Genomic DNA, 21445 nt, shown 5'->3' on the forward strand with positions numbered 1-21445 from the left:
CAAGCTCCAAAGAGTGGGCGATACGCGGCGGACACCGCGACGGTATGATCGCTCGTGGAATGCCCCTCACCCGGCCCTTCGGGCCACCCTCTCCCCTCACGAGGGAAGAGGAATTTTAAGCTCTGATCTGTGCTATGACGAAACCTCTTCTTATCGCTTTCGATGGACCGGCGGCGTCCGGCAAGGGTACCCTGGCCAGCGTGGTCGCGGCGGATTACGGCCTGCCCTTTCTCGATACCGGCCTGCTGTACCGCGCCGCCGGGCATCTGGCGCATGTGCTGAACCTTGATCCCGCCGAAGCGGCGATGAAGATCACCCCCGAACTGCTGGCCAATGATGCTCTGCGCGGTCGTGAAGCCGGCGAGCGCGCAAGCCAGGTCGCCGCCATCCCCGCCGTGCGCGCGGCCCTGAAACAGTTCCAGATCGATTTCGCCCATCAACCGTCCGGCGCGGTATTGGATGGCCGCGATATTGGCACCGTCATCGCCCCCGATGCGCCCATCAAGATCTTCGTCACCGCCGCCCAGGAGATCCGCGCCCACCGGCGCTGGTTGCAACTGGTCAAGCTCAATCCGTCCCTCGGTCTGGACGAGGTTTTGTCAGATATCCGCATTCGCGACGCCCGCGATTCCGGCCGCGCCGACGCGCCGCTGGAAATGGCGAAAGATGCACTCTTGCTAGATACCTCCGACTTAGGTATAGAAGCCGCCATCGCGGCTGCGCGATCCCTTGTGAAAGACCGTTGTGGCGCTCTTTGAGCGTCAAAACCAACCAGCGGTCTGTTGAGGCAAGCACAAAGGGACGTCTTGGGGTCTATCTGACCTGTAGTCCACCTCTTGGGGCCCGCCGTCCCGCATCATGCCAAAAAGTGTGCATCTGAATTCCCTTGCACTTTTTGGATTACTTGATGCGCAAAAATGGTTGCCTCCCAACACCCAAATCACCCAATCGAAGCCGCACCCCCGCGCATTCTCCCAAGGCTGTTTACGCCTCCTTTCGCCGTTGGGAATTCCGTTGCCGGGACACGCGCCCACACATAAAGAGTCTAAATGAGCGATTATAACCCCTCGCGCGAAGATTTCGCCGCCCTGCTCGACGAGAGCATGCACGGCCGCGACATGCTTGAAGGCCAGGTCATTCACGGCCTCGTCGTCGCTGTCGACAAGGATTACGTCACGGTCGATGTCGGTCTGAAGACCGAAGGCCGCGTCTCCATCAAGGAATTTGCCCTGACCGACGGCGCCACGCTTAAGCCGGGCGACACGGTCGAGGTCTATCTGGAACGCGTCGAAAATTCGATGGGCGAAGCGGTCATCAGCCGCGAAAAGGCCCGCCGTGAAGAAGCCTGGACCCGTCTGGAAGCCATCTTCAACCGCGGTGAGCCGGTCATGGGCACCATCGTCGGTCGCGTCAAGGGCGGCTTCACCGTCGACATGGACGGCGCTTCCGGCTTCCTGCCCGGTTCGCAGGTCGATATTCGTCCGGTGCGCGACGTCGCCCCTCTGATGGGCAAGGAACAACCCTTCGCCATCCTGAAGATGGACCGTCCGCGCGGCAATATCGTTGTCTCGCGTCGCGCCATCCTGGAAGAAGCCCGCGCCGAACAGCGCACCGAGCTGGTCGGCCAGCTGGCCGAAGGCGAAATCCGCGACGGCGTCGTCAAGAACATCACCGATTACGGTGCGTTCGTCGACCTGGGCGGCATCGACGGCCTGCTGCACGTCACCGACATGTCGTGGAAGCGCGTTTCGCATCCGTCGCAAGTGCTCAACGTCGGTGACGCGGTCCGCGTCCAGATCATCAAGATCAATCCCGACACGCAGCGCATCAGCCTCGGCATGAAGCAACTGCAGTCCGATCCGTGGGAAAATGTCGACACCAAGTATCCGGTCGGCGGCAAGTTCTCGGGTCGTATCACCAACATCACCGACTACGGCGCGTTCGTCGAACTGGAATCGGGCGTCGAAGGCCTGGTTCACGTTTCGGAAATGTCGTGGACCAAGAAGAACGTCCATCCGGGCAAGATCGTCTCCACCTCGCAAGAAGTCGAAGTCGTCGTCCTGGAAGTCGATGCCTCCAAGCGCCGCGTCTCGCTCGGCCTGAAGCAAGCCCAGGAAAATCCCTGGGATCAGTTCGTCCGTCAGCACCCGATCGGCTCTACCCTGGAAGGCGAAGTCAAGAACGCCACCGAATTCGGCCTGTTCATCGGCTTCGACAACGACATCGACGGCATGGTCCACCTGTCGGATCTCGACTGGAACATTCCGGGCGAAGAAGCCATCGCCAAGTACAAGAAGGGCGATGTCGTCAAGACCAAGGTTCTGGACGTCGACGTCGAAAAGGAACGCATCAGCCTGGGCATCAAGCAACTGGGCAACGATCCGATGACCGGCGACACCTTCAAGAAGGGCCAGACCGTCACCGTGACCGTCACCGAAGTCACCTCGGGCGGTATCGAAGTCCGCTTCGGCGAAGACGACGCCCCGATGTCGGCCTTCGTGCGCAAGTCCGACCTGTCGCGCGACCGCAACGAACAACGTGTCGAACGCTTCGCCGTCGGCGATCGTATCGACGCCCAGGTCACCAATATCGACAAGGCCGCCCGCAAGGTGTCCGTCTCGATCAAGGCCCTGGAAATGTCCGCCGAAAAGGAAGCCATCGAACAGTACGGCTCGCAGGACTCGGGCGCTTCGCTCGGCGACATCCTGGGCGCCGCCCTGCGCGACAAGGCCGGCTCGTAAGGCCTATGCTCGTTATCGCGATGGTGTTAACGCGCTCACGCGATATCGACGGTAAGTAAATTAAGCCGGAACCTGTCATGGGTTCCGGCTTTTTTTTACATGTAGCGCGCGGCATTGCCGACAGGCCATCACTTTGAATCTATGGCAATTTTCAACGCGGAAAGCGCGGAAAAGTCGGAAAGACGCGGAAATTTAGGTTGAAGTATCTCCCGCGCGAAGCGCCATCAAATTGCACCTCATAAGACGGCGCTTCGCGCAGTAGAGAGCGTACCTGAGATTTGGCTTCGCCGAACTTCGTTTCCGCGTCTTTCCGACTTTTCCGCGCTTTCCGCGTTGAAAATTACTTTAACTACAGATGCTTGCTCCGCAAGCGTAGCCACGCGCTGCCAGACTCGCGATCAGACGAGTTTTTATTTGCGCGGCGTTGTAGGGAAGGGGCAAACTCGTTCGTCTTAATCCCAGCAAGGACGCCGTCATGCATTACGCCATACTGTGTTACGATTCTGAAGAGATCATCAGTGCCTGGTCGAAGGAGAAGGACGATCAGGTCATGCACGACCTGGGCGAGGTCCAGGATCGGCTGGTCGAGCAGAACAGGCTGGGACCGGTCGTCCGCCTGATGCCGACGACCGCCGCCGTCTCCCTGCGCAAGGGCCGCGATACCCTGGTCATCGACGGGCCGTTCGCCGAGACCAAGGAACAGCTGCTCGGCTTCTATACCGTCGAATGCGACACGCTGGACGACGCCATCGATGCAGCCAAAAAACTGGCCGCAGCCAGTGGTTCGGCCGGCTGTTTCGAGATCCGCCCAATGATGATCTTTATTCCCGACCGGCGAACCGCGGCCAGCAACACACCATGATCGACGCCGACTGGACCCATGCCGCCATATCCGGCGCCCGGCCCCAGGCCGTGGCGGCCCTGCTGCGTTATTTCCGCGATCTCGACCTCGCCGAAGACGCGTTTCAGGACGCCGCCCTGCGCGCGCTGAAGGCATGGCCGGTCAAGGGACCACCACGTGATCCCACCGCCTGGCTGATCATGGTCGGGCGCAATGCCGGCCTGGACCATACCCGCCGGCGCGCCAAACAAACCGTTCTGCCCTCCGAAGACGTCCTGTCTGATCTGGAGGATGCTGAAGACAGCCTGGCCGAGCGATTGGACGGCGCTGATTACCGCGATGACGTCCTGCGCCTGCTGTTTATCTGCTCGCATCCCGACCTGGCCCCCGTCCATCAGGTGACCCTGGCCCTGCGCATCGTCTGCGGCCTCAGTGTCAGCCAGATCGCCCGCGCCTTCTTTACCGGCGACAAGGCGATGGAACAGCGCATTACCCGCGCCAAGGCCCGCATTGCCGACAGCCCCGTACCCTTCGAAGCGCCCGGACCGACCGAACGCGCCGAACGCGTCCACGCCGTCGCCACCATGATCTATCTGGTGTTCAACGAAGGCTATACCGGCAATGCCCGTGAGTCCGACGCCCGCGCACCGCTGTGCAGTGAAGCCGTCCGCCTGGCGCGGCTACTGATGCGCCTGTTTCCAGCCGAACCCGAGATTATGGGCCTGACCGCCCTGCTCCTGCTGCAACACGCCCGGGCACCGGCGCGGTTCGACGGCAATGGCGAGGCCGTCCTGCTCGAACAGCAGGATCGCAAGCTGTGGGACCGGCGGCAAATCGACGAGGCCCTGGCCCTGATCGACAAGGCCATGCGCCATCGCGCACCCGGGCCCTTGCAGGTCCAGGCCGCCATCGCCGCCCTGCACGCCCGCGCCACGACGCCCGACCTGACAGACTGGACGCAGATCGAGCGCCTGTATCGCACCCTGGAACAGCTCCAGCCCTCGCCCGTCGTGACGCTGAACCGCGCCGTGGCGGTCGCCAAGCTGGACGGTCCCCAGGCGGCGCTCGACCTGATTGCGCCATTGGCCGAGGTTCTGGATGGCTATTACTATTATCATGGCACGATCGGAATATTCCGCCGCCAGCTCGGCCACGCCCAGCCGGCGCGTGACGCCTTTGCCCGCGCCATGGCGTGCAGCAAGACCCTGTCAGAAGCCGCCCATATCCGCCGCCAGATCGACCAGATGGATACTGAGTTTCCAGCCACGAAAATTCTTTCAGACAAAATGTAGGATCGCGTGGCGCCCGTTCGTTCTTGATCTGTAACCACCACGGAGGACCACATCATGACCCAACCTGCACACATGCAAGGCGTTATCCCCTATCTCAATGTCCTGGGCGCCAGCGACGCGTCCGCCTTCTACCAGAAGGCCTTCGCGGCCGAGGAACTGCGCCGCATGGCGACCGACGATGGCCGGCTGATCCATTGCCACCTGAAGATCAACAACGGCTCGTTGATGTTGTCCGACTGCTTCCCCGAGCACGGCTATGAACACCAGCCGTCGCACAGCTTCATGATGACCCTGGTCGTCGATGATGCCGATCTGTGGTGGAACCGCGCCGTTGAGGCCGGCTGCGAGATCAAGATGCCGCTCGATATCCAGTTCTGGGGCGACCGCTATGGCCAGTTGATCGACCCATACGGCGTCAGCTGGGCCGTCAACCAGCCGATGCAAGCCGCCTGAACGGAGCAACAATCATGACCACCACAAATCTCAATGCTACAAAACTCGATGTTGGCCGCATCACCGGCTATGTCCTGACCGGGTTTTTTACGCTCTTCATGGCCATGGACATCACGATCAAGCTGATCCGCCTGCCCGTCGTCGCCACAACCATGACCGCCCTGGGCTGGCCGCCCGAAGCCGGCCTGTGGATCGGCGTCATGGAACTGGTCATCGTTGCGCTCTACCTGTGGCCGCGCACGGCCGTACTGGGTGCCGTCCTGTTCACCGGTGTTCTGGGTGGCGCCATAGCCACCCATGTCCGGATCGGTAATCCGCTGTTCAGCCACGTCCTGTTCGGCGTTTATCTCGGCCTGTTCATGTGGGGCGGACTCTATCTGAGAGATGCCGGCCTGCGCGCCGTCTTTCCTCTGCGCCGGAATTAGTTTTTTCCGCCCTGAGCTGTTCGCATTTGTCTCAGCTCAAACGCCGCATGGCTCGCCGCAAAGGCGGCGACGGGCGGTCGCCCTTGCCAAGCGCGATGAGTCATCGCCATCGCCGCTTGGTATAACAGACGGACCTGCCCATCTCAACGCCGGAATCTGTAACGGGTTCCGGCGTTTCCGCGTTCGCACTGCGGTAACTGCCCGTGATCACAGGTTTTTTTACAGAACCTTACAAAACCACCGTTTGGTATGACCACGGTCATGCCTGGAGGCGCAGATACGTGTAAAATTTCCTAAAAGTTGAAAATAAATTGTGTGTGATAGCGGTATCACTCAGCTAAATTACATACAACCCCTTGAACATGCTTTCATTTTCGATCATGCTCGTTTTTTCCGGTTCACCAATTGGGGGAGACATAGATGCTCAAGTCTGAACTCATTGAACGCTTGGCTACAGAGTACCCGCATCTGACGCAAAAAGACGTCGAGCGGGCTGTCAACCTCATCCTCGAGTCGATGATTTCAACCCTCGAAAAAGGCGGCCGCGTCGAGTTGCGCGGTTTTGGCGCCCTTTCCGTGCGCTCACGACCTGCTCGTGCCGGACGCAATCCGCGCACCGGCGAATCCGTCAAGGTGCCGGCCAAACACGTGCCCTTCTTCAAGAGCGGCAAGGAACTGCGCGAACGACTGAATCTCAGCGGCGACGACAACAGCGCAGACTAAGCTTAACTAAAACAGAGCGGGCCCATGAGCATCGTTTCAGAATTCAAGACCTTCATGATGCGCGGCAATGTCGTCGACCTCGCCGTGGGTGTGGTCATCGGCGGCGCGTTCGGCAAGATCGTGTCCTCGCTGGTCGATAATATCATCATGCCGCCCATCGGCTATGTTACCGGCGGCGTCGATTTTTCCCATCTGGTGCTGAACCTGCCGCAGCTGGATCCGGCCAAGCCTGTGGTCGCCATCTCCTACGGCGTCTTTATCAACACCATCATCCAGTTCCTCATCATCGGCGCGGCCATTTTCCTGGTCATCAAGGCGATCAACAAGTTCATGCCGCCCCCGCCCGCCGCTGATCCGTCGCCGCCGGGCCCGTCGCAGGAAGAACTTCTGGCGCAGATCCTGGCCGAGCTTAAGAAGAAGAACGCCTGATAGCGGCTCATAAAATTATACCGCCCCGTGAGCGGGGCGGTATAAGATTTAGCATCTCCCGAGCCTGCTTTGCGCCGACAGCGACTCAGGCCTATTAAGGGATCATGATCCCCGACCTGTTCGCGCACAATATCTTTGAGAGACCAGGGCCGCGCTGGTTCAGCATCCCGTCCGGGCGGCCGTTTCTCGACGATCTGGCGCGTGGTCTGTGCCAAACTCTGGGTAAGGATCTGCCCGAAGCGCAAATTCTTACTCCTACACGCCGCGGCGCCCGCGCCATGGCCCGCGCCTTTTCCGCCCAGACACGCGGCGGCGCGCTGTTGCTGCCGCAGATCCGCGCCATCGGTGATCTCGACGAAGGCGAACCGCCGTTCGATCTCGAGGCCCTGGGTCTCGACCTGCCGCCCGCCATTTCCAGCCTGCGCCGGCGTTTCGAACTGGCGCGACTGATTGTGCGCGACTATGGCGGGCTGGAAGGGCGCGAGGTCGGCGGAAAGCTGGCGCTCGAACTGGCGGACAGCCTGGCCAAGTTCTTCGATTCCCTGGCCCTGGAAGAGGTCGACGCCCGCGACCGGCTGCATAGCCTGGTGAGCGGCTCCGGAGCTGACCAGTACAGTCTGGAAGGCTGGGCAGCGCACTGGCAGATATCGGCCCAGTTCCTGGCCATTGCCGTCGAAGCCTGGCCCAAGCGCCTGGACGAACTGGGCATGATGGATCCGTCGCAGAGACAGGTTGAGCTGATCCGCCGCCTCATTCGTCAGTGGACGGATAAAGCGCCGGCGACGCCGTTGGTCCTGGCCGGCACCACCGGTTCGGCCCCCTCGACCGCCGACCTGGCGCAGGTGGTAGCCAAGGCTGCCCAGGGGGCGGTCGTCCTGCCCGGACTGGACCTGTCCCTGGCCGACGATGTCTGGACGCAGATCGAGGATTCGCATCCTCAGGGGACGATGAAAGGCCTGCTCGACCGCCACGGCGTCGATCGCCGCGATGTCCATACCTGGCCGGTGTCGCTCGATGCCGACCGGCGCAAGGCCAATGCCAGGCGGCGACTGCTCAACGAAGCCCTGCGACCGGCCGAAACGACCAAGGATTGGCGCGAACAGATCGACGCGCTTCGGGCAGAGAGCGAAACGGCGATTTCGGACGGTCTGGACGGGCTGAACGAGATCGTCACGGCGCGTGACGAAGAGGCCGCCACCGTCATTGCCCTGTTGATGCGCGAAACCCTGGAGACCCCAGGCAAGATCGCCGCCCTGGTCACCCCCGACCAGGTTCTGGCGCGCCGGGTCAGTGCCCGTCTGACGCGTTGGGGTCTGCAGGCCGACTCGTCGGCCGGCGAACCCCTGTCGAACAGCTTGAGCGGACGTTTCGTGCTCGACCTGCTGGAACTGTTGCAAAGCCCATGCGATCCGGTGCGGTTGCTGTCCCTGTGGGGCCATCCCTATTCGATCTTCCATGAGGCCGAAGGGTCGCGTGACGTCGAAATGCGCGCCCTGCGTGGCGCCACGCCGGTCAGTCTCCAGTCCCTGCGCACGGTACTGGACGATCCCGAGCGGCCGGTACCGGAGGCGCTGGCCCTGTGGGATCACTATGTTGCCCTGATCACGCCGGTTGTCGACCAAGGCGCCGGCGATCTGGGCGAAGCGGTGACGCGCCTGACGGCTCTGGCCGAGGCTCTGGCCATTGATAGCGGTCAGGCGCTGTGGTCGGGCGCGGCCGGCGCCAGTGCCGCCGAACTGCTGTCCGGCTTGATCCGCGAAGGCGCCGGATATCAGGTCGACACCCTGCGCGACGTTGCCGATATCGTCGGCCATCTGATCCGCACCTGCAAGGTGCGCACCGGCGGCAATACCCATCCGCGCCTGTTGATCCTGGGCGCCATCGAAGCCCGGCTGGTCACCGCCGATCGATTGATCCTGGCCGGGCTGGAAGAAGGGGTGTGGCCGCAGGCGCCGGATCTCGATCCCTTCCTGTCGCGGCCGATGCGCAAGACGCTTGGCCTGCCCAGTCCGGAACGTCGCACCGGCCTGTCGGCGCACGACTTTATCCAGGCCGCCTCGGCGCCCGAAATCTACCTGATCACCCGCCGCCGTCGTGAAGGTGAGCCACAGGTGGCGTCGCGCTGGCTGTGGCGATTACAGACCCTGTGCGAAGGTGCGGGGGTGAAGGTGCCGACCGACGATCGCTATCTCGAATGGGCGCGGGCGCTGGATCGCGGCCTGACCGTCAAGCCGGCGGCGCTGAAGCCGGCGCAAAGGCCCAATCCCAAGCCGCCCGTCGCTGTGCGGCCTGACAAGCTGTCGGTTACCGAGGTCGAGGTCTTTGTCCGCGACCCCTATGCCATCTACGCCAGGCACGTATTGAAGCTGCGACCCCTGGAACGGCCGAACGAGCCCGTCGAGGGCCGCCAGCGCGGCACGGCGATTCACAAAAGCCTGGAGCGTTTCGTCGCCGAGGATGTGCCGCTGGGCAAGGCCGGGGTAACGCGGCTGTGCGACCTGCTGGAAGAAGAACTGGCGGCGACGCGTTTTTCACCGGCCCAGATGGCGCTGCAACGGCCCCTGCTGCCCGGCATGGCCCAGGCCTTTGTCGATTTCGAAGCCGTGCGCCGCAGCCAGGGGCCGCGTCTGGTTATCGAGCACAGGGGCGAGATGAAAGTCGCCGGCATCACCCTGGTCGCCAAGGCCGACCGGATGGAGGTGCGCGAAGACGGCATCGATATTCTCGACTTCAAGACTGGCCAGGCGCCGACCGCCAAGGCCGTGGCCGCCGGATTCTATCCGCAGCTGACCCTGACGGCGGCGATCGTCAAGCATGGTGGATTTGCCGGCATTCCTGCCGATCGTCCCCTGGGCGAGTTGATCTATGTCCGCATCGCGCCCGACACCGCCCGGCCGCAGACGGCTGTGGAACGTGGCGCCATCGCCAACGACCTGGCCGATGCGGCGCTCGACAGCCTGCGCCGGCGCCTGTTCGCCTATCAGGACGCCGGCAAGGGTTATCTGTCGTGGACGGCGCCGCAATTTCTCAAGACACGCAGTGGTGATTACGATCAACTGGCGCGTCTCTACGAATGGTATGTTCTGGGCAGCGAAGAGACCGAGGACGGCGCTGAAAGTGTGGGGGAAGAGGCATGAACGCGCACGCTCCCAATCCGCAAAACGATGCTGCCGATCCTAAGGCGTCATGCTTCCTGACCGCCAATGCCGGGTCGGGCAAGACGTCAACCCTGGTCAACCGGGTGGCCCGCCTGTTGCTCAATGGCGCCAAGCCCGAACATATACTGTGCGTCACCTATACCAAGGCCGCCGCCGCCGAAATGCAGAGCCGTTTGTTCGAGCGACTGGGCCATTGGGCCGTCGCCGATGATGAGCAGTTGGCGGACGATCTGCGCGGTATCGACGAGCGGCCGCATAACCTCCCCCGAGACCTTTCGCGGGCGCGCGCCCTGTTCGCCAAGGCGCTCGAGACGCCCGGCGGGCTGAAAATCCAGACCATCCACGCCTTCTGTGAAAAGCTCCTCCGCCGCTTTCCGCTGGAAGCCAGGTTGTCGCCGGCCTTTCAAGTGCTGGACGATCTGGTCGGTGAGGCGCTGGCGGCGCGCGCCAGCGCCACGGTCCTGACCCTGGATGCGCCGGGCGTCGCCGAGATGATGGCGGCACGCGACCGGTTGATCCGAAGGCTGAAGGCCGGCGGATTCGAGAGTTTGCTGAAGCAGTTCATCTATCAGCATGACGATCTGAAGGCCCGGCTCGACGCGTTGAAGGCGGGCCATGACGACTGGACCGTGACCCTGTTTCACGGGCTGGGCCTGGAAGGTGTGTGCACATCCCACGACTGCCTGATGGCCCATGCCGAGCGGATCGAGTGGGAAATCATCAAGGATGTCGCAGCGGGCCTGACGGCCGGGACATCCAAAACCAACCTGGAGGCCGGTCGGGCCTTTTTCGAGCTGCATCTGCGCTACCAGGCCGACGGCTATTTCGATCTCGACCTGATCCGACCGGTGTTCCTGACTAAGGAAGGGTCACCGCGCAAGACGGTCTATACCAAGGAAACGGCGGCCGGCGATCGTATTGTGCTCGACCGCATGGCCGAGGAGATTCAAGGTTTGGCCGAGCGTCTCAAGGCGGTCGATATTGCCGCCAATACACTGGATGCCCTGCGCCTGTTCGAGGTGTTCAGCTTTGTCTATCAGGGCGAGAAAACACGTGAAGGTGCGCTCGATTTCACCGACCTGATCAACCGGACGAAAAAACTGCTGACCGACTTTCATTCCGACTGGATCCTGTTCAAGCTGGACGGCGGCCTGGAGCATATCCTGATCGACGAAGCCCAGGATACGTCGGAGGTGCAATGGACGATCGCCGAGGCCCTTTCGTCGGACTTCTTCAGCGGCAAAGGCCAGACAGACCAGGGCCAGATTGGCAAGCCACGGACGGTGTTTGCCGTCGGTGACGAGAAACAGTCGATCTACGGCTTCCAGGGCGCCGATCCGCGTGAATTTCTCGCAGCGCGGCAGCGCATCGGCGTCAAGGCGGTCGAAGCTGGTGCGAAATTTGTCGAACCCGAACTGATCGACAGCTGGCGGACCCTGCCCGGCATACTGGAATTTGTCGATGCGCTGTTCGCCGACCCCGACCTGGCCCATGCCCTGACCTTTTCAGCCGAAGTGATCCGCCATGTCGCTAAACGCCAGGGCGCCAGCGGCCTGGTTGAACTGTGGCCACTGGTCCGGGCGATCGCAGCAACGGAAAAGACCGCCGATGACGATGACGAGCAGGCGGCACTCGACGATCCCGGGCGCAGCCCGCCATCGAAGCGACTGGCGCAGCAGATCGCGGCGACCATCCGCGAAGATATCGCCACGGGGCGCGCCATTTTTGACAAGGGCCAAAAGCGCTGGCGTCCCGTCCATGCCGGCGATGTGCTGATCCTGGTGCGCAAGCGCGACCATCTGTTCGAACATATCATCCGGGAACTGAAGATGGCCGGTGTGGCCGTCTCGGGCGCTGACCGGCTGAAGCTTGGCGACCATATCGCCTTCCAGGACCTGCGCGCCCTGCTGCGTTTCTGCCTGCAACCGACCGACAGCCTGTCCCTGGCTTGCGTGCTGCGCAGTCCCCTGTGCGATCTCAGCGAAGGCGATCTGTTCGACCTCGCCCATGCACGTGAAGGCCGCAGCCTGTGGACGGCGTTGCGCAGCCATCCAGCAACGGAAGGTCCGATCGACGCCGCGCGTATCTTCCTGATCTGGGCGCAGAAGAACGCCTGGCTGTTGACCGGTTTCGACTTCCTCAGCCGGGTGCTGAACCGCCGCGACCTGGACGGTCGCAGCTATCGCCAGCGCTTCCTGACGCGGCTGGGCGACGAATGCGAGGACGTGCTGGATGAAACCCTGGCGTTGGCGCTGAAGGGTGAGGGCAGTGGTGCGCCGGGGATCAGCGCCTGTCTCGACCTGTTCGAATATCATGCCTCGGAAATCAAGCGCGAACAGGAAGAGGGCGGCCGGGCCGTGCGCGTCATGACCGTGCACGGCTCCAAGGGGCTGGAAGCGCCGTGGGTCATCGTGCCGATCGGGCCGCAATATGGCGCGCGCAAGGAAGACCCGATCCTGGCCTCAGACGAGGCTCTGTATCTGTGCGTCGGCGGCAAGAAGGCCGATACCGCGTCGATCACCGCCATTCGGACCGCGCGGGCGCTGAAGGATGACCAGGAGAGTCTGCGCCTGTTCTATGTTGCCCTGACCCGGGCGCGTGACCGCCTGACCGTATGTGGCTACGCCGGAACCAAGGCGCCACCGGTCGGGAACTTTCCGTCGTGGTACGACCTGGCCGAGGCGGCGTTCGAACGCCTGCCCGATCCCTATCTCGAGACGATGAAGCTGGTGGCGCCGTTTGACGACGGCGAAATGACCGAAGAGGCCGTGATGCGGCTGTATGGGCTGCGCTCCGACCTCATGACCGCGGAAGCTATGCTGCGACCGCCTGAGACGCCCCTGCCCGCCTTTGCGACTGAGATGGTGGCGCAGGCCGATATCGAGACAGAGCGCTGGGCCGCCATTTCGCAGATGGGTGATGAGGACCGCGAGGAGAGCGAACGCGCGCCGTCGCCTTTACAAACCGTCGGTACCTTGGGCCGCTATCGGCGGGGCAACCTGATCCACAAGCTGTTCGAGATTCTGCCCGATATCACGCCGGAAACCCGCCTGTCCGTGGCCGAGCGTTATCTTGCCCGCCAGGGTGATCTCAGCGACGACCAGCGCAAGGAAATGGCCGGGGCCGTGATGGCGGTGCTGAACGATACGCGCTTTGCCGAGGCCTTCGGGCCTCAGTCACGGCCGGAAGTCGCCCTGGCCGGTCAGATCGGTGTCCATGCCGGTGGGCAAGCGTTGATGCTGTCCGGACGGATCGACCGCCTGGTTGTGACGGATGAGCGGGTGGTGATCATCGACTACAAATCCAACCGCCCGGCGCCGAGCCGCGCTGAAGATGCGTCTATTGCCTATCAACGCCAGATGGCCGGATATGTCGCCTTGCTGCGTCAGGTCTACCCTGATCACAGGATCGAAGCGGCCCTGTTGTGGACCGACGGCCCGAAGCTGACGCCGCTTAGCGAGACTTTAGTAAATCTCAGGTTGGCGGAGATTCTTACTCGCTGATTGACGCGTTGATTTATGGGTCGCGACCCCTTACATTTGCTACAACAGTTTTGAAGGGAGCCAATGATGGCTACGCATAAGATTACCGACGAATCGTTTGAAAACGACGTGTTGAAGTCCGACACGCCGGTGCTGGTCGACTTCTGGGCCGAATGGTGTGGGCCCTGTAAGCAGATCGCCCCGATCCTCGAAGAAGTCGCTGACGGGCTGGGCGGCAAGATAAAGATCGCCAAGCTGAATATCGAAGATTCGCCGATGACGCCGTCGCGCTTCGGTGTGCGCGGTATCCCGACCATGATGCTGTTCAAGAACGGCCAGATGACGGCCATGAAGGTCGGCGCCCTGCCCAAGGCCAAGCTGCTGGAATGGCTCGGTGAGAATTCGATCGCCTGATTCTGGCGCCTGAAATGCAAGAGCCTCGCCATGGCAACATGGCGGGGCTTTTTGTCGCCTGGCGGGCCCGGTTGGTCTGCTGTGCGCGGCTACGCCTTTTCGGAAGATCATGATTTTACAGTATTTTTCAACGCGGAAAGCGCGGAAAAGTCGGAAAGACGCGGAAAAGAAATCGGTTGTTCTATTCCTGCCCGAAGGGCGTTCATTCTACGCCGTGCAGCGCTCATGAGAGATAGGCGCTACGCGCAGTAGTGACTGGATCTGAGATTTCTGCGCCTATCCGACTTTTCCGCGCTTTCCGCGTTGAAAATTGCCGTAAATTCAAAATATTGCACCGATGCAGATGCAGCCCGTAACCGCATCACACCGGCCAGGTTTCGGGCGACAGGGCCAGGACATCACCAGCCAGATAAAGCGATCCGCAGATGAGGACGCGACAGGGTACCTTGGGCAGGGCCTGTATGGCGGCCAAAGGACTATCTGACGTAATCGCTCGAAGGCCCATGGCTTGTGCCGCCTGCGCCAGTCCATCGGCGGGAATGGCGGCGTCGCTGGAGAAACCAACACAGGCGAAATCGGCTTCGACACCTTCGAAAGCGGCAAAAAACTGACCAGAGTCCTTGGTATTGATCAGTCCACAGATGATATGCAGTGGTTTCGGATCGCGGCGCTGAATACGGTCGACAAAATCGCGCAAGGCCCGGGCAGCGTGAGGATTGTGCCCTCCATCAAGCCACAGGTCCGAACCCGCCGGCAGGGCCTGAGCCAAGGGACCGGCCTTGAGGCCCTGAAGCCGGCCGGGCCAGGTGGCGGTTTGCAGGCCGGTATCAATAGCGTCCGGGGAAATGCCCAACATCAGAGCGGCTTTGATGGCAAGCGCCGCATTGCCGATCTGGTGCTCGCCGGGCAGGCGCGGACAGGATAGATCGTAGAGCGCGTCCTCGTCCTGAAATTCCAGACGTTCGCCGTCGCGCGATGCGTCAAAACCTTCACCGGCAAAGGTAAGGGAGACGCCAAGGCGTAGCGCCTGGCGTTCCAGGGCGGCACGAGCTTCGTCGGCCTGGCGGGCTGACAGGGCCGGGGTTCCGCGCTTAAAGATACCGGCCTTCTCGCGCGCGATCTGCGACAGGTCGTTGCCAAGGAAATCCTGATGGTCGTAGTCGATGGGCGTAATCAGGGTCAGGCGCGGCTTGAGGACGATGTTGGTCGCGTCGAGCAGGCCACCCAGGCCAGTTTCGAGCAGCAGAATGTCCGCTGGTGTCTCGGCAAAGGCAACAAAGGCGGCAGCGGTGGTTGATTCGAAAAAGGTCAGGGGCAGGCCGGCATTGGCCTGTTCGACGCGGTCGAGGATTTCGGCCAGGTGATCGTCCGTGATCAGACGGCCGGCCAGACGGATGCGTTCGGCGAAGCGCACTAAGTGCGGCGAGGTGTAGACATGGACCCTGAGACCCTGGGCTTCCGCCATGGCACGCAGCAGGGCGATGGTCGAACCCTTGCCGTTGGTGCCGGCGACATGAACCACGGGCGGCAGGCGATCCTGTGGCCGGTCCAGCGCTTCGCATACCCGCAACATGCGCTCGAGATTCAGATCGATGCGCTTGGGATGCAGGGCCTTGAGCCGCTCGAGCGGCGCGTCGAAAGGCAGGAGCCGGTCAGTCATGGGCCGGTTAGACCGCGAATCGCGCACGCGTGCAAGGCAGGTCAGACGGTCGCCATGTCTTTGTCCGGACGGCGAATCAGCCAGGCGATCAAGGCGCAGGCGATCGCCCAGGCCGCGTAGAAGGCCAGCAGTACCGGGTTTTCAGCGTTCATGTGCATCATAAAGGCCAGGGCAATGCCCGCCAGCGCCGCGAAGGCAAGGTAGAAGCGGACCTTACGCAGGCCCAGGGCGTACAGCACCGCGTGGCCGAACAACCCCGTTGGCAAGGTGAGAAACAAGACCACCAGAAACGGGTAAAAGGTATAGCCGAAGGTCCCCAGATCGTAGTGCGGCACGGTGAAGACCCAACCTTCGCTATTATCTTCGCCAACAGAGACGTAGATACACGGGTCCGCCACCAGGGTCGTCAGCCACGCTCCCGTGGTCAGGCCCAGCAAGGTTTTAGCGAGACGGACGAGCTTGATGTTATCCGCCATCAGGCCTGGCTTCCAGCAGTGGCGAGCCATCCTTGTCCGGGCGACGGATCAGCCAGGCGATCAGGGCATAGATGGGCGCGATAATTGTGCCCGACAGCAGGTTCCGCAAGGTCAGTAGATCGATAAAAGACACTGCCGGAATCGCCAGATACGCCATGACGGGAAACGTCAGAGCGCCCAGACTTGTCGCTACGAGCAAGGTCGGCCAGAGTTTGGTTACGCCGAGCTTTTGCAGAATGAACTGGACGGGTGCGCCCACAACAATCAGGGCCATAAACGAGATTGCTACCAGAATGACATAAATAGTGCCGCCGAAGGACGTGGCCGGCCATGTCAGGGCGTCAAGCACGCCATGCCAGGACATCTTGGGTGTCTGCCCCCAGACGATATGACTCAGTATCGGAAATGCCAGATAGGTGCCGAGAACAGCCGCGAAGACGCAAGCCAGAAGGGTTTTGCGGATCAGGATAGGCGGGCCAGGCACCTCCATCAGAAATGGCTTTCCTGCGGTGGCGGCACGTCCTTGTCCGGACGGCGGATCAGCCAGGTGATCAGGGCGCATAGGGCCGCCCACCCGCCATAGGTCACCAGCGCCGTCAGGTCCCCAGAGGTCGCATTTTGATACAGCAGGAACTGGCCCGTGGCACCGCCCGCAAGCCCGGCCAGGCCGCAATAATAATACCAGTTGCGAAGCTTCAGGCCATACAGAACGGCATGCGCGATCAGGCCGGTCGGCACCATGAACAAAAGCACGAAAAACGTCATTGCAACAATGCTGCGAAAAATATCCGGATCGAAATTTCCGCCGGTTACGCTTTGAAACAGCGCTATGACCATAAACGAAATAGCCGTGCCGAGACCGGCTCCAACCACAAGCCCCACACAGGTCTTTACAACCAGCGGCGCCTTCAGCTTCATGGGGCCGGAACCGCGCACACCGTGGCCACGTCCCGGTCCGGGCGGCGAATCAGCCAGAGGATCACGCCGCACATGACTCCGCAGGTAATGCAGAGCAGCCAGGCCGGCAGGGTCATGACTTGCGCCCCCAAACCGAAACCCAGTCCAACGCCTGCCAGGGCCGAGGCCGCGAGATAGGGGGTGGGTGTGCGCCAGTTCCGTGCATAGAATATGGCATGGACGATCAGGCCCAAAGGTATCACCACCATAATGGCAAAACTGGCCGTGTTCAGGCTGGCGGTAAAGGTTGCGGCGCTGAACTGCGGCACGACGACCTCCCAGTGACCCTGGCTGGAGAAGGACAGAGCGGGGTCCGCCAGCACCGAGGTCAAGCCGGCGCCGAGGACAAGCCCGACAAAGGTGCGCAGGACGCGCCTGTGCTGCAGATCAAAAGTCATGGGTTGTGTTTTCCTGTACCATTACGGCCTATCATAGCGGCCGCGTTACAGGAAGGACGAGGTCGTCCCTGCTGGAGGATAGCTTCGCTGATTTGCCAAGACGTGAGATCATTTCGCCTTCCCCCCGGAGGCTTGAGTTTAGGCCGCCCGTCTGCGGCCACCCATCAGCATCGACATGATAGCGCCCAAAACTTCCGGCAACTCACTGCGCGGAACGACGCGATCGACCATGCCTTTTTCGACCAGGAATTCCGCACGCTGGAAGCCTTCCGGCAGTTTTTCACGGATGGTCTGTTCGATGACGCGCGGACCGGCAAAACAGATCAGGGCGCCGGGTTCGGCCAGGTGAATATCACCCAACATGGCGTAAGAGGCCGTGACACCGCCCGTGGTCGGGTCGGTCAGGACGACGATATAGGGCAGTTGCGCTGCCTTCAGTTCCTGGATGGCGAGCGTGGTGCGCGCCATCTGCATCAGCGACAGGGCGCCTTCCTGCATGCGGGCGCCGCCGGCGGCGGTGAAGATGACCAGGGGACATTTGTGGGCAATAGCCGAGCGCGCCGCGGCGATAAAGCCATCGCCGGCCGCCATGCCGAGGCTGCCGCCCATGAAAGCAAAGTCCTGGACCAGAACGACGCAGGGCACGCCCTGGACCGTGCCGTAACCCGCCGCCATGACATCCTGCTCACCGGTCGCGGCGCGCGCGGCCTTCAGGCGTTCGGCATAGGGCTTGCCATCGGAAAAATGCAGTGGATCTTCGATGACCGCCGGCAGGGCAATGTCTTCCCAGACGCCGGTATCCGTGCCGTCGGCACTGTCGAAGGTGAATTTCATGCGGGCATTGGGCCCGATCCGCATATGGCGCCCGGACGGCGTCACCCACATGGCGGCTTCAAGATCCGAGCGATAGATCATATCGCCGGAATCGGGATCCTTGACCCACAGGTTTTCTGGCGTCTCGCGCTTACTGACCAGCTTGGAAACACCCGGCGCAATCTTGGCCAGCCAGCCGCCGCGTTCGCGACGCTCGGCCGGCTTTGCTGCCACCGGCAATTTCGGACCCTTGGTTGAATCAGCCATAGCCATACTTCTTGCTACTCCTGCAGAACCGCAGTCAAACGCGCCGAGTGAACAGCGTGGGCCAAAATGGCGGCCTTTTCCAGCACTTTCGCAGGTGCGGCGTTGATTTCGGGTAAACTATTTTTGATTTCGTCGACCAGAGCCGACCCGACAACGGAGGCATCGGCAATGCGCGCCACTGCCGCTGCAAGCTCAGGTGTACGAATTCCGAAGCCCACGGCCACCGGCAGTTGTGCGGCGGTGCGAACCTTGGCGACTTCGCCGACGATCGCGTCAGGATCGGCGGTTTTCACCCCCGTCACCCCAGCCACCGAGACGTAGTAGATGAAGCCCTTGGTCCGGCGGACCAGGGTTTTCAGCCGCGAGGTGTCGGTGGTCGGCGTGGCCAGACGGATAAGGGCCAGGTCATGGGCGTCCAGGGCATCGGTGAGCTCGTCGCCCTCTTCCGGCGGGAGGTCAACAATGATCACGCCATCGGCGCCGCATTCCGCCATGGCCGCGGCCCAGGCTTCGGCGCCCATGAATTCCACCGGATTGGTGTAACCCATCAGAATGACCGGCGTCGTCTGGTCGATCTCGCGGAAGCGGCGCACCAGTTCGAAGATATCCCTGATCTTGGTGCCGGCCTTCAGGCTGCGTTCGGCGGCGTGCTGCACGGAGGGACCTTCGGCCATTGGATCGGAGAAGGGAAAGCCGAGCTCGATCAGATCGGCGCCCGAGGCCGGCAGGCCCTTCAGGATCTCAAAGGTGGTGTCGAGGTTCGGGTCACCGCCCATGACATAGGCGATGAAGGCGGCGCGGTTTTGCGCTTTCAGGGCCGCGAAGGTGGCATCGATACGAGCGACGGTCATGCTACCAGCCCTCCACCAAAGCCACTTTCAGCGCCCATGTGTTTGGCAACCGTGGCGATGTCCTTGTCGCCGCGGCCCGACAGGTTGAGCACGACGATGCCGCCCTTACCCACCTCCCTGGCCAGTTCGCCCACCCTGGCAATGGCGTGCGACGATTCGAGCGCCGGGATGATGCCTTCAAGACGGGCGGTCAGGTGGAAGGCTGCGAGGGCTTCCGTGTCGGTTGCTGTGACGTATCTGGCGCGGCCGGTCTTGAAGAGATGGGCGTGTTCCGGACCTATACCAGGGTAGTCGAGGCCGGCCGAGATGGAATGGCCTTCCAGGATCTGGCCATCGTCATCCTGCAGCAGATAGGTGCGGTTGCCGTGCAGCACGCCGGGGCGGCCGCCGTTCAGCGAAGCCGCATGGCCGTTATAGACGTCGAGACCATGGCCCGCCGCTTCGACACCGATGATCCTGACCGATTCGTCGTCGATGAACGGGTGGAACATGCCGATGGCGTTGGACCCACCACCGACGCAGGCGATGACCGCGTCGGGCAGGCGTCCTTCCATTTCAAGAATCTGCTGGCGCGTTTCCTTGCCGATCACCGTCTGAAAGTCGCGGACCATTTCCGGATAAGGGTGCATGCCGGCGGCCGTGCCGATCATGTAGTAGGTGTCATGGACATTGGTGACCCAGTCGCGCAGGGCTTCGTTGAGCGCGTCCTTCAGCGTCGCGGCCCCGGCCGTGACCGGCGAGACCGTGGCGCCCATCAGTTGCATGCGGAAAACATTGGGCTTTTGGCGCTCGACATCGACCGCGCCCATATAGACGATGCACGGTAGGTCGAAACGGGCGCAGACGGTGGCAGAGGCCACGCCGTGCTGACCGGCGCCGGTTTCGGCGATGATGCGCGTGCGGCCCATGCGCTTGGCCAGCAGGACCTGGCCGATGCAGTTGTTGATCTTGTGCGCGCCGGTATGGTTCAGTTCTTCGCGCTTGAAATAGATCTTGGCGCCGCCAAAATGTTCAGTCAGGCGTTCGGCAAAATAGAGCGGCGACGGACGGCCGACGAAATGCTTCAACAGGCTATGATACTCAGCCCAGAAAGCAGGATCGGCCTTGGCGCTTTGCCAGGCGGCGTTCAGTTCCAGCACCAGGGGCATCAGGGTCTCAGGGACATAGAGACCGCCGAATTCACCAAACCGGCCCTTTGCGTCCGGTTGATGATAGGTGTTGGGGCGCAGATCGCTCACCGTATCGAATCCTTCTGTTGTGTTTCTCAAAGCTGCAGTTGCCTACAGCTGTAGTGGTCTACAGCGTTGCAACCCCTCCGTCGGCTGCGCCGACACCTCCCCACGAGTGGGGAGGTGGGCGTTATACTAACTTTACGGCTTTAAGGAAGCTGGAAATGAGTCGAATATCCTTAACGCCCGGCGACATTTCGACGCCGGATGAGACATCGACCATGGGTGCGCCGCTCAGGCGAAGGGCATCGGCGACGTTGTCGGGCGTCAAGCCGCCGGCCAGAAACCATGGCTTGACGCCGGTCCAGGCCCGCATCAGGCGCCAATCGAAGCTCAGCCCCATGCCACCCGGCAGGTCGGCGCCTTTCGGGGTTTTGGCATCGAACAGCAGGTGGTCGGCGACCACTTCGTAAACAGATGCAGCGGCAATATCGTCTGGAGCTTCGACGCTGATGGCCTTGATGACGGGCACGGTATACTGCGATCTGATCTGGGCGACCCGTTCTACCGTCTCATGGCCGTGCAACTGGATCAGGTCGGGCCGGACATCGCGGGCAAGTGATTGCAGCAGCTCATCCGAAGGGTCGACGACAACGCTGACAAGCTGTACATGAGTGTGTTCCTGGCGCAGTGTGGACATGAGGTCCGCCATAGCTTTCAAGGGTAAATGACGTGGGCTTTTCGGGAAGTGGATAAAGCCCAAATAGTCAGCGCTGTCATTTATGGCCGCTGTGGCGGCCTCAAATGTCGTGAGCCCGCAGATTTTTGCGCTAATTGTCATAAAACACCCGTGTTTAGTGACGCTTTAGTACCGGGCTTTAGTAAAAATCAATATT

General features: G+C 61.9%; 20 protein-coding genes. 11 read left to right on the forward strand and 9 right to left on the reverse strand.

From position 1 onward, the window contains the following. Positions 1 to 134: 134 nt before the first annotated feature. The 11 genes from cmk to trxA all read left to right on the forward strand — a co-directional run bounded on the left by cmk (position 135) and on the right by trxA (position 13958). Positions 135 to 758 carry a (d)CMP kinase gene (gene cmk, locus AC1DXO_RS04335; protein WP_476976866.1) on the forward strand — a complete coding sequence of 208 codons (624 nt, stop codon included), beginning with the start codon at positions 135 to 137 and terminating at the stop codon, positions 756 to 758. 291 nt (positions 759 to 1049) lie between these two features. After that, positions 1050 to 2741: a 30S ribosomal protein S1 gene (gene rpsA / locus AC1DXO_RS04340; RefSeq protein ID WP_476976867.1), complete on the forward strand. Its 1692-nt coding sequence runs from the start codon at positions 1050 to 1052 to the stop codon at positions 2739 to 2741. Between the two features lie 475 nt (positions 2742 to 3216). Next, positions 3217 to 3603, forward strand: coding sequence for a YciI family protein (locus AC1DXO_RS04345; RefSeq protein ID WP_476976868.1), 387 nt, complete (start codon positions 3217 to 3219; stop codon positions 3601 to 3603). Continuing rightward, positions 3600 to 4874, forward strand: coding sequence for an RNA polymerase sigma factor (locus AC1DXO_RS04350; RefSeq protein WP_476976869.1), 1275 nt, complete (start codon positions 3600 to 3602; stop codon positions 4872 to 4874). The genes AC1DXO_RS04345 and AC1DXO_RS04350 overlap by 4 nt, the downstream gene beginning before the upstream one ends. A 54-nt stretch (positions 4875 to 4928) precedes the next feature. Beyond that, positions 4929 to 5327 (forward strand): VOC family protein, encoded by a 399-nt coding sequence (locus AC1DXO_RS04355; protein WP_476976870.1) that lies wholly within the window; start codon positions 4929 to 4931, stop codon positions 5325 to 5327. Between the two features lie 14 nt (positions 5328 to 5341). Beyond that, entirely contained in the window at positions 5342 to 5752 is a 411-nt protein-coding gene (locus tag AC1DXO_RS04360; protein ID WP_476976871.1) for a DoxX family protein, read from the forward strand. Between the two features lie 420 nt (positions 5753 to 6172). Next, the gene (locus tag AC1DXO_RS04365; RefSeq protein ID WP_476976872.1) at positions 6173 to 6475 is read left to right on the forward strand and encodes an integration host factor subunit beta; all 303 of its coding nucleotides are present in this window, start codon (positions 6173 to 6175) and stop codon (positions 6473 to 6475) included. Between the two features lie 24 nt (positions 6476 to 6499). Then, entirely contained in the window at positions 6500 to 6904 is a 405-nt protein-coding gene (gene mscL, locus AC1DXO_RS04370) for a large-conductance mechanosensitive channel protein MscL (protein ID WP_476976873.1), read from the forward strand. A gap of 104 nt (positions 6905 to 7008) precedes the next feature. Continuing rightward, positions 7009 to 10041: a double-strand break repair protein AddB gene (gene addB, locus AC1DXO_RS04375; protein ID WP_476976874.1), complete on the forward strand. Its 3033-nt coding sequence runs from the start codon at positions 7009 to 7011 to the stop codon at positions 10039 to 10041. Further along, on the forward strand, positions 10038 to 13565 hold the full coding sequence (addA, locus tag AC1DXO_RS04380; protein ID WP_476976875.1) for a double-strand break repair helicase AddA: 3528 nt from the start codon (positions 10038 to 10040) through the stop codon (positions 13563 to 13565). Before addB ends, addA begins: the two co-directional genes overlap by 4 nt. 66 nt (positions 13566 to 13631) lie before the next feature. After that, positions 13632 to 13958, forward strand: coding sequence for a thioredoxin TrxA (trxA, locus tag AC1DXO_RS04385; RefSeq protein WP_476976876.1), 327 nt, complete (start codon positions 13632 to 13634; stop codon positions 13956 to 13958). A 361-nt stretch (positions 13959 to 14319) separates the two neighbouring features. On the opposite strand, the gene AC1DXO_RS04390 is transcribed toward trxA, so the two are convergent. The 9 genes from AC1DXO_RS04390 to AC1DXO_RS04430 form a co-directional block, all read right to left on the reverse strand. Continuing rightward, positions 14320 to 15618 carry a bifunctional folylpolyglutamate synthase/dihydrofolate synthase gene (locus AC1DXO_RS04390; RefSeq protein ID WP_476976877.1) on the reverse strand — a complete coding sequence of 433 codons (1299 nt, stop codon included), beginning with the start codon at positions 15616 to 15618 and terminating at the stop codon, positions 14320 to 14322. A 41-nt stretch (positions 15619 to 15659) separates the two neighbouring features. Next, positions 15660 to 16094 carry a hypothetical protein gene (locus AC1DXO_RS04395; RefSeq protein WP_476976878.1) on the reverse strand — a complete coding sequence of 145 codons (435 nt, stop codon included), beginning with the start codon at positions 16092 to 16094 and terminating at the stop codon, positions 15660 to 15662. Continuing rightward, the gene (locus tag AC1DXO_RS04400; protein ID WP_476976879.1) at positions 16084 to 16656 is read right to left on the reverse strand and encodes a hypothetical protein; all 573 of its coding nucleotides are present in this window, start codon (positions 16654 to 16656) and stop codon (positions 16084 to 16086) included. The genes AC1DXO_RS04395 and AC1DXO_RS04400 overlap by 11 nt, the downstream gene beginning before the upstream one ends. Beyond that, positions 16584 to 17012, reverse strand: coding sequence for a hypothetical protein (locus AC1DXO_RS04405; protein WP_476976880.1), 429 nt, complete (start codon positions 17010 to 17012; stop codon positions 16584 to 16586). The genes AC1DXO_RS04400 and AC1DXO_RS04405 overlap by 73 nt, the downstream gene beginning before the upstream one ends. After that, the gene (locus tag AC1DXO_RS04410; protein ID WP_476976881.1) at positions 17009 to 17449 is read right to left on the reverse strand and encodes a hypothetical protein; all 441 of its coding nucleotides are present in this window, start codon (positions 17447 to 17449) and stop codon (positions 17009 to 17011) included. Before AC1DXO_RS04410 ends, AC1DXO_RS04405 begins: the two co-directional genes overlap by 4 nt. A 138-nt stretch (positions 17450 to 17587) precedes the next feature. Further along, positions 17588 to 18535, reverse strand: coding sequence for an acetyl-CoA carboxylase carboxyltransferase subunit beta (locus AC1DXO_RS04415; protein WP_476976882.1), 948 nt, complete (start codon positions 18533 to 18535; stop codon positions 17588 to 17590). Between the two features lie 8 nt (positions 18536 to 18543). Next, positions 18544 to 19380 carry a tryptophan synthase subunit alpha gene (trpA, locus tag AC1DXO_RS04420; RefSeq protein WP_476976883.1) on the reverse strand — a complete coding sequence of 279 codons (837 nt, stop codon included), beginning with the start codon at positions 19378 to 19380 and terminating at the stop codon, positions 18544 to 18546. Continuing rightward, on the reverse strand, positions 19377 to 20618 hold the full coding sequence (gene trpB, locus AC1DXO_RS04425; protein ID WP_476976884.1) for a tryptophan synthase subunit beta: 1242 nt from the start codon (positions 20616 to 20618) through the stop codon (positions 19377 to 19379). The genes trpA and trpB overlap by 4 nt, the downstream gene beginning before the upstream one ends. A gap of 121 nt (positions 20619 to 20739) precedes the next feature. After that, positions 20740 to 21390, reverse strand: a complete 651-nt coding sequence (locus AC1DXO_RS04430; protein WP_476976885.1) for a phosphoribosylanthranilate isomerase — start codon at positions 21388 to 21390, stop codon at positions 20740 to 20742. Between the last annotated feature and the right edge of the window lie 55 nt (positions 21391 to 21445).

The organism is Asticcacaulis sp. P2_C5 (genome assembly GCF_056404555.1).